The following is an 8273-nucleotide window of genomic DNA, read 5'->3' as shown; positions in this document are numbered from 1 at the left end:
GTGAAGGTCCGGTTAGGCGCCGGGGTCGGGCCTTCATTCGTATTGCGACCTCTACGCGCCTGCGTGCCACCTCACATGGTGCACCCGATCAGGGCTTTCATGCTCGGGGGCGAGTAAGCCGAATCATGAATGGTTAGGCTGTTTTGCGATCCGGGTCGTGCCGCTTGGCGCACTGGCCGATGGTTTGACCGAGAAAAAACGGCGGATCGGAAGCGAGGTTATTGAAAAATAACCGTGTATATACTAGGGTTTCGGTTTTTACTCACCAAGCCGGGAGATCAGCAAGATGGTCGCAGCCAGCAGTGTCAACGCCTACGAACCGATCGAAACTGCCAGCCGGGACGAGATCGCCGCTCTGCAGCTCGAGCGCCTGCACTGGTCCCTGCGCCACGCTTATCGGAACGTCGATCATTACCGGCGCAAGTTCGATGCCCACGGAGTGCATCCGGATGACCTGAAGACGCTTGACGATTTGCGCAAGTTTCCTTTCACGGGAAAGGACGATCTGCGCCAGAACTACCCGTTCAGGATGTTCGCCGTGCCACGCGACCAGGTCGTCCGGGTGCACGCCTCGTCGGGCACGACCGGCCAGCCGACCGTCGTCGGTTACACGCAGAAAGACATCGACATGTGGGCGACGCTGATGGCGCGCTCGATCCACGCGGCCGGCGGTCGGCGCGGCGACCTGGTGCATGTCGGCTACGGCTACGGCCTGTTTACCGGCGGCCTCGGGGCGCACTATGGCGCCGAGCGTCTGGGCTGCACGGTGATCCCGATGTCCGGCGGGCAGACCGAAAAACAGGTGCAGCTGATCAACGATTTCCAGCCGGACATCATCATGGTCACCCCGTCCTACCTGCTCAACCTGGCGGACGAATTCAAGCGGCAGCGCATCGACCCGGCATCCACCCGGTTGCGCGTCGGGTTGTTCGGGGCCGAACCATGGACGCAGCAGATGCGCATCGAAATCGAGGGTACCTTCGCGATCGATGCGATCGACCTCTACGGCTTGTCGGAAGTGATTGGTCCGGGCGTCGCCAGCGAGTGCATCGAAAGCAAGGATGGACCGGTGATCTGGGAGGATCATTTCTACCCCGAGGTGATCGACCCGGCGACGGGCGAGGTCCTGCCCGACGGCCGGCACGGTGAACTGGTGTTCACTTCGCTTTCCAAGGAGGCGATGCCGATGGTTCGCTATCGCACGCGTGACCTCACCTGTCTGCTGCCGCCGACCTCGCGCGGCATGCGGCGCATCGACAAGATCACCGGCCGCTCGGACGACATGTTGATCATTCGCGGCGTGAACGTCTTCCCTTCGCAGATCGAAGAGCTGATCCTCAAGCAGCCCAAGCTGTCGCCACACTACCTGATCGAGGTCTGGCGCGACGGCCACCTCGACTCGGTGGCGGTCGATGTCGAACTCAAGCGCGAGTACCGCTACCTGCCAGCGGTGGACAAGGAATACGTGGCGCATGCCTTGCAGCGGCACATCAAGTCCTTCATCGGCATTTCGACCGAAGTGCGCATCGCCGACATCGGCGGGATCGAGCGTTCGCTTGGCAAGGCGCGGCGGGTGGTCGACCGGCGACCGCGCGTGTAGCGCCTTGCAGGCAGTTGCCGGCAGCGTGGCAACTGTCCTACGTGCCGCCCGGCGCGGCTTCGGCGAGAACGTCGGTGGCCGATGCGCGCAGCCGTTGCAGGTCGCCTTCCGCGCAATCGATGTAGCTGTAGATGCCCATGATCGGCGGCAGATCCTGCTCCGAGTACAGTCTCACCGTCTTGATCACCGCACGGCGGGTGTTGTACTCCTGCAGCTTCGCGCACTGGAACTCGTCCCAGCACACCGGCGAAGCGGTGTAATCCGGTGACAGGACGGCGATGAAGCTGCGGGCGTTCTGTACCGCGTCCGATAGGCTCTTCACCCATTGACCGCCGATCGGGATCGAGCTGCGGTCGTAGAAAATCCGCGCCTCCGGCGCGGCCTGGCGCAGTGCCTGCACGAACTCCGCGACCTCGCTGCCCTGACGGTGGGCATAGCTGATGAAGAAGTCGTACTTGGCGTCAGGTAAGCCGTCCTCACCGTCGCGCGGCGCCGCAGCCGGCGGTGAGCTGCTCTGCAGACGGGCAAACAGGCTGTGCAGCAGCCCTTTCTCGTCGTCCGAAGCGACCGCCAGCAGGCGTTGCTGCAGATGCATCCGGCAGCGGCGCATCATCTGCTGGCCAATGGCCTGGGCGAACGACGTGTCCGGGTCGGCATCCGCCGGGACGCTCGCCGCATTCTGCGCAGCCGCGTCGTGCGGCGTCTGATGGCGCTGCCTGATTTCGCGAAAGATGCGCTGCGCCGTGGCCACTCTTTCCGGTGTGAAGGCCACGATTTTCAGTTGGCGCACGGGGAGACCTTGTTCGAGCCAGAAAATGGCGGCTTCGAGCAGGCGCGGGAACATCTTTTCCAGCGGCACGAGCTGGTTGCCGGTTGCCAGCAGCGGCATGGCGACGCTGCCAATCTCGAATCGACGCTGCTCGTTGTGGTCGGGAATGATGAAGTTGTTGAGGCAGCGAAAGACAAAGCCGACGGCGTCTTCCACGCCACCTTCGGCAATTCCGCTGTTGGTGACAAAGCCGGGGTGGCTCGGCTCGAAACAGATGATCTGACGGAAGTTGAGGCGCCTGGCGAGCTCCTGCGGCAGCGGGCGCGACAACCAGCAACCCAGGTGGGCCCGCTCATCCTCCTGTTTATGCCGGGCGACCTGCCGCATGTCCAGCCCCCGGTCGTAGAGGCTCTCGAACAGCGTGCCGGGGTTGGGCGTGTAGCTGTCCGGAAAGGCGGAGACGACCAGCGCATCGACCGCATGCTCGGCGGGCAATGCCGCCAGATCGCCCGCCAGCAGCTCAATGCTGGCGGTTTGTCCGTCGCCGCGACGGCGGACAACCAGCAACCGATCGATCATCCGCATGGACACGCTCCTTCTTGCCGCGCCAGCCGGCCGGGCGCTCTCGGCAAACAGTGATCAGGTGGTCGATCACCGCCCGGCAGTCATCGACGCTGCAACTATCCGGTACTGCCGGGCAGCGAGTCAAGCGCCGCCGGCCTGCACCGTCGCTCCGCACCGTGGACTCGGGGCGATGGAAAGATGCGCGGTTCTTGTGCATACTGGCGCCCCGGCATCGTCTCGGGCGAGCCGGAGCACCCAACCCCATTCCAGAGGAAATATCAATGATCAGAAGAACCCTGTTACTGGCCGGGCTTGCCGCCAGCTTCCTCATCGCCATTCCGGCCGCGGCTGCGGAATCGGTCTTGGCGACGGTCAAGAAGACCGGAACGCTGAAGCTTGGCTACCGCGAGAACTCGATTCCCTTCTCCTTTGTCGGCGATGACAAACAGCCGCGCGGCTACAGCGTCGACCTGTGCCGGATCGTCGCCGAGGATATCGGGAAACAGCTCAGCCTGCCCAAGCTCGACGTGCGTTGGGTGCCGGTGACTGCGCAAAACCGTTTTGCGGCACTGAAGAGCGGCGAGATCGATCTGGAATGCGGTAACACGACGCAGACGCTGTCGCGGCGGGCCGACTTCGATTTCAGCCTGATGACCTACATCGACGGCGCCAGCCTGTTGTTCCGTGAAGGTGAGGCACCGTCCTCGGTGGACGCGATCAAGGGACTGCGGGTGGCGGTGGTGGCCGGCACGACCACCGAAAAAACGCTCGATGAACTGATCAAGGCGGGCAAGCTGGATGTGCAGGCGATCAGGCTGCCGGATCACGATGCCGCTCTCGCGGCGCTCAAGGACAAGTCGGCCAATGCCTACGCCGCCGATCGTACCGTACTGATCTCGACGGCCCTGGTCCGTGGGCAGGGACAGGGCTTCACGCTGGCCGACCTGCAGTTCAGTTACGAACCCTACGGGCTGGCGATGCGCCGCGACGCCGATTTCCGCCTGGCGGTGGACCGGACCCTGGCGAGGCTCTATCGCACCGGCGAGATCAGCCCGATCCTCAAGCGCTGGTTCGAGCCGTTGGGTAAACCCGGCGATGCCCTGCAGGTGATGTTCCTGATCAACGGTCTGCCGCAGTAGGCGGGAGCTTTGCGGGTGGCGGCAGGCAGTTGCCGCGGCCCGTCTGATCGGCGGGAGCGGGGTGGCGGCGCCTGGGCCCTGCCGTCTCGTCGGAGCGATCGCCCGTGACGTCCATCAGCCCGTCGCGAGGGCGCCCGGGTAAAGCGTTTCGAGTACCGCACGCGCTGCGTCGTCAAGCAGCTGGCGCAGGTTTTCTTCCATCATCTGCCCGTCGCCTGCCGGGCTGCCGGCCGGCGGTCGTTGTGCCCACAGGGCGACGAGGGCGGGGTGGCGCACCGCCATCACCTGCTCGACCACCATGTGCCAGAATGGCGGGTATTCGCTTTCCTGCCATTCGCCGCGGCCACGGCCGAAGTGCGCCACCGCCAGGTAACGCAGCAGCGCCGAGGAAAACAGGCTGGCGAGCAGGTCCTCGTCCCAGCGTAGCTGCATCTCCTGGCGTCCGCGCAGCAGGTTGATGCCGCGCGCCAGGCCGGCGCCGCCGGCGGTGCCGGCCAGTGCTCCCAGCAGCGTGCCGGCACCGAAGGTCAGGCCGCCCGCCGCCAGATCGGCGGCCAGGCCGGAGAGCGCCCCGGAGACGACGCCGCCCAGCGCCGCCGCCTTGCCCGTATGCAGGTGCCTGCAGGTGCAGGTGCCGGCCGAGGCGCTGGTGCACTTCATCGGCGGCGTGGCCGGCGAGACCGTGGATCACGATCAATCGCTCGGTGCTCTGACGCAGACCGGCGTCCAGCCGGTCGGCCAGTGCGCGCGCCGCCCGTTGTCGCTCCTCGTTCTCCTGCTCGCCGGCGACCACCGAACGCAGGGCTGTGCGCAGCGTGTCGCGCAGACGCGCGGCCGCGAGTGTCTCGACGTCGCAGGCGGCCTGCGCGATGGGGGTGGCGAGCGCTGCCATGGCCTGTGCGAACTGCTGGTCGCGGCGCGTCTGCCAGGCGGCGATCAGCCGCTGATAGGCGGCACGCTTGTCGGTGGCGATACTCGGCGCCAGCGCGCGCAGCAGAATCTTCTCCTGCACCCAGCAGCGGGCAAACGCATCAAGTGTCAGTACCTGCTGCACGGAGGGCCGGTTGCCGAGGAAACCGCGCCAGAGGGTCTCCTCGGCCTGCTCGGCGGCGCGCGGGCGTGGCGGTCCGGTCTGATTGAGCAGGACCACGACCGGCCGGCCGATCCACGTCAGGATGTCGAGTTCCGGGGCGAGAAAACCGGCATCGGCGGGAGCTTCGGACGCATTGACCAGATAGAGCACGACGTCGGCCTGGTCACGCACATTGCGTACCGCCTGCTGCGACAGGTAGAAAGCCTGATTGCGGAAGCGGTCCCAGACCTGGGACAGGAACCAGCCGATCGGGTTGCCCTGCTGGCTCAGCCGGCGTGCCAAGCGTGCGCTGTCGCCGAAGCCGGGGGTATCCCAGAGAACCAGGGTATCGCCCTCTGCCGTATCGAGCAGCGAGTAGGGTGTCGCTTCGCGGGTGACGTGCGTGGCATCGCGCACCTCGCCGACGTCGCGTCCGAGCAGGGTGCGGGCGAGCGTCGTCTTGCCGGCGTTGGTGTGCGAGATCAGCGACAGCGCAATGGCGCGGGGGGCGGCACCGGTCATCGGCTGCCCCCTTCGAGCGCCTGGGCGAGTGCCGACGCGGCTTCGTCCAGGCGGCCGGCCGTGTCAGAAGTGGCGGATCCGGAACTGGCCGCCAGGTCGGCGAAGACGCATCTAACCTGCTGTGAGGCGCACAGCTCGCGCCAGGCGGTTCGCCGCGCGGCACAGCGTCCGATGTCGGGAGCACGCGCCAGGAAGGCGCTCAGGTCGACCAGGGCGACAAGCCGGCCAACTGGGCCGAGCCGGCCAGCCAGACCGGCCAGAAAAGCCCCGTGCGTCTCACGTTCCGGCGTCGCCGTGGCGTTGAACAGGGCGAGCAGGTGCCCCGCTTGCGGCGCGCCGCCTGCGTTGCCCGACGTTTCCTCGTCGCCATAACACAGTGTCGGGCCGATGGTCAGCAAGGTGTTGCCACCGAGGGCGCGTACCGCCAGCCGTTGCAGGCCGGCGGCTGCCGCGGATGGCAGCGTGTAGCTGTAGGGAACGACGGTCAGTTGCGCCGGATCGCCCCGGAAGTCGCGCAACAGTCGCTGGAAATAGGCGTCATCGAGCCCGATCGCCAGTTTCGCCGATCTGCGGCGCTCGATCAGCCAGGCGAAGAGCGCCAGCAGCAGGCGCGGGACGATTACCACGACGGCGCCGCTGGCCGCCAGCAGGTGCAGCCAGCGTGCGGCATTCTCGCCGGACGGTGCGCGGATCGCGGCAATCTCGCCGACCGAGGGTACGGGAATGCCGGTTAGCGCCGCACCCGGCGCCAGGGCGGCAGCGAGCAGACCATGAACGCTGGCCGGATCGAGAAAGGTGCTCTCCCAACTGGCGTGGTACTCGAAGGCGAGGCCGCGCAGGTAGAGGCCGGCGAGCAGGCCCGTGGCGAACGATGCGGCGGCGAGGTGCAGAACGCGCGCCGCCCGCGCAGCGTACAGCGGGGTGGCGATGCGCAGCCAGTCGCAGCTCAACTGCGCCACCACGGCGGCGAGTTCGCTGCCGCCCGGCGGTTGGCGCAGGCCGACTGCAAGCCGGCTGATGGCGCGCCGCAAGGGTCGTGGCCGGTCGATGGCGCGCTGCGGCAGGAGTATGCCGAGCGCCAGCAGCAGGTACACGGCCAGATTCCACAACAGCAACATGAGCACCGGCGGCATCAGGATGTTGATCCGCTGGCCGCCGCCGAGGCGATCGACCAGCAGGCCGGCAAGGCCGGCGGCGAGCACGCTGGCACCGCCCAGCCAGGGCCGCCAGCGTAGCGCCCGCACGGCGCGCGGCACGCTTTTGAAACGCTCGCCGAGACGGTGGAGTCCGAGCCGCGCGCGCTGTGCGAGGAAAGCTGCGTCCGTTGCGCCGTCACCGACCACCTCGGCGGCGGCGTGACTGGCCCACGCCCGGTCGGCGTCCGTCCACAAGGCGTGTGTATGGTCGGCGGTCTCGAAGCTGCGCAGCGTCATCACCGCCAGGGCGCTGCTTTCGTCGAGCGCCATGACTAATGGCCTGCCGGCAGCGCAGCCGGGCGGCGCGCCGGCGGGCAGCAGGGCAAGGACGGGAGTGCCGGTACTCATGCCGCCATTCTCCCACGTGGCGGCCCGGGAATCCCGCTTCGGGCGCTTCGGCGACCCGCAGCGGGGATCGATTCATTGACCGGGCAAGGCGTAATCCCGGACAATGCGGCGGATGCTGTTCATGCTGCCGTCCGGCCGGCGACCATTGGTGGTCGGGCAGGGCGGTCGGAAGGCTCGAGGCGGTCCGCATGTATCACGGTGAGAAACTCAATGCCTGGACTCATCTGGTCGGGGCCGTGCTGGCCCTGGCCGGCGCGCTGCTCCTGATCGTCGTCGCGGCGCAAAGCGGCGACCCGTGGAAGATTGTCAGCGTTTCGATCTACGGCGCGACCCTGGTGCTGCTCTACAGCTTCTCGGCGCTCTACCACAGCTTTCGCGGGCGCGCCAAGGAGATCTTCCAGAAACTCGACCACCAGAGCATTTACCTGCTGATCGCCGGCAGCTACACCCCTTTCTGCCTGGTCACCCTGCGCGGCCCCTGGGGCTGGTCCTTGCTCGGCGTGGTCTGGGGATTGGCCATCATCGGCGGACTTCAGGAGTTCTGGCGGCAGAGCAAGGCCAGAGTCCTGTCGGTGGTGATCTACGTGGTAATGGGCTGGGCCGTCGTGGCCGCCCTCGTCCCCTTGCTGCAGGCGCTGGGTACGGCCGGTTTGTTCTGGCTTGCGGCGGGTGGCCTGTTCTACACCACCGGAATCGTCTTCTATGCCCTCGATACCCGGCTGCAGCACGCGCACGGCATCTGGCACCTGTTCGTCCTTGCCGGCAGCGCCGCGCAGTATGTTGCCATCCTGCGCTACGTGCTCTGAGCGGCTGCCCTGGCGAGGTCGAGGCGACCGCGGAGGAAGGCGCTCAGTGCTTGTGTTCGCCTGCCGGCGACGTGGTGGCGGTCAGGTCGCGCACTTCGGCCTTCAGTTCGATGCTCTCGACCTTCTTGTCGCGGCCTTCGACGCGCAGGGTGAGCGGTACGGAGTCGCCCTTCTTCAGTGGCTGCTTGAGCTTGATCAGCATCACATGGTAGCCGCCGGGACCCAGTTCGACGGGCTTGCCGGCAGGCAGTTCGAGG

7 protein-coding genes and 1 pseudogene are annotated in these 8273 nt (G+C 66.8%); 3 read left to right on the top strand and 5 right to left on the bottom strand.

The window, feature by feature from the left end; all coding sequences use genetic code 11:
• Nucleotides 1-286: 286 nt before the first annotated feature.
• Complete coding sequence (gene paaK / locus JNK99_RS08885; protein ID WP_291851601.1) at nucleotides 287-1600, top strand: phenylacetate--CoA ligase PaaK; 1314 nt, start codon at nucleotides 287-289, stop codon at nucleotides 1598-1600.
• A 37-nt stretch (nucleotides 1601-1637) separates the two neighbouring features.
• Here the strand turns inward: paaK and JNK99_RS08880 are convergent, their stop codons facing one another.
• On the bottom strand, nucleotides 1638-2954 hold the full coding sequence (locus tag JNK99_RS08880) for a toll/interleukin-1 receptor domain-containing protein (RefSeq protein WP_291851598.1): 1317 nt from the start codon (nucleotides 2952-2954) through the stop codon (nucleotides 1638-1640).
• Nucleotides 2955-3214: 260 nt separating this feature from the next.
• Between JNK99_RS08880 and JNK99_RS08875 the strand changes: the two genes are divergently transcribed.
• A complete protein-coding gene (locus JNK99_RS08875) occupies nucleotides 3215-4072 on the top strand; it encodes an amino acid ABC transporter substrate-binding protein (protein ID WP_291851595.1) in 858 nt (285 codons plus the stop codon).
• Between the two features lie 114 nt (nucleotides 4073-4186).
• On the opposite strand, the gene JNK99_RS08870 is transcribed toward JNK99_RS08875, so the two are convergent.
• From JNK99_RS08870 to JNK99_RS08860, 3 genes and pseudogenes are all read right to left on the bottom strand, one after another.
• The gene (locus JNK99_RS08870) at nucleotides 4187-4732 is read right to left on the bottom strand and encodes a DUF3482 domain-containing protein (RefSeq protein WP_291851604.1); all 546 of its coding nucleotides are present in this window, start codon (nucleotides 4730-4732) and stop codon (nucleotides 4187-4189) included.
• Between the two features lie 535 nt (nucleotides 4733-5267).
• Nucleotides 5268-5666 (bottom strand): annotated as a pseudogene (locus JNK99_RS08865) (GTPase domain-containing protein); the annotation flags it as partial.
• Complete coding sequence (locus tag JNK99_RS08860) at nucleotides 5663-7210, bottom strand: DUF2868 domain-containing protein (protein ID WP_291851591.1); 1548 nt, start codon at nucleotides 7208-7210, stop codon at nucleotides 5663-5665. The pseudogene JNK99_RS08865 and the gene JNK99_RS08860, both read right to left, overlap by 4 nt.
• A 188-nt stretch (nucleotides 7211-7398) precedes the next feature.
• On the opposite strand from JNK99_RS08860, the gene JNK99_RS08855 reads away from it, so the two are divergent.
• Nucleotides 7399-8016 (top strand): hemolysin III family protein, encoded by a 618-nt coding sequence (locus tag JNK99_RS08855; protein WP_291851587.1) that lies wholly within the window; start codon nucleotides 7399-7401, stop codon nucleotides 8014-8016.
• A gap of 43 nt (nucleotides 8017-8059) precedes the next feature.
• Here the strand turns inward: JNK99_RS08855 and JNK99_RS08850 are convergent.
• A partial coding sequence (locus JNK99_RS08850) for a copper chaperone PCu(A)C (RefSeq protein WP_291851584.1) occupies nucleotides 8060-8273 on the bottom strand: 214 nt, incomplete at its 5' end.

The sequence above is a fragment of the Accumulibacter sp. genome, assembly GCF_016789985.1.
In the GTDB taxonomy this organism is placed as follows: Bacteria; Pseudomonadota; Gammaproteobacteria; order Burkholderiales; family Rhodocyclaceae; genus Accumulibacter.
This window is presented reverse-complemented; position numbering and strand designations above follow the sequence as displayed.

Coding starts and splice junctions, on each gene's coding strand:
- paaK (WP_291851601.1), top strand. CDS start 287: ATGGTCGCAGCCAGCAGTGTCAACGCCTACGAACCGATCGAAACTGCC.
- JNK99_RS08880 (WP_291851598.1), bottom strand. CDS start 2,954: ATGCGGATGATCGATCGGTTGCTGGTTGTCCGCCGTCGCGGCGACGGA.
- JNK99_RS08875 (WP_291851595.1), top strand. CDS start 3,215: ATGATCAGAAGAACCCTGTTACTGGCCGGGCTTGCCGCCAGCTTCCTC.
- JNK99_RS08870 (WP_291851604.1), bottom strand. CDS start 4,732: ATGAAGTGCACCAGCGCCTCGGCCGGCACCTGCACCTGCAGGCACCTG.
- JNK99_RS08860 (WP_291851591.1), bottom strand. CDS start 7,210: ATGAGTACCGGCACTCCCGTCCTTGCCCTGCTGCCCGCCGGCGCGCCG.
- JNK99_RS08855 (WP_291851587.1), top strand. CDS start 7,399: ATGTATCACGGTGAGAAACTCAATGCCTGGACTCATCTGGTCGGGGCC.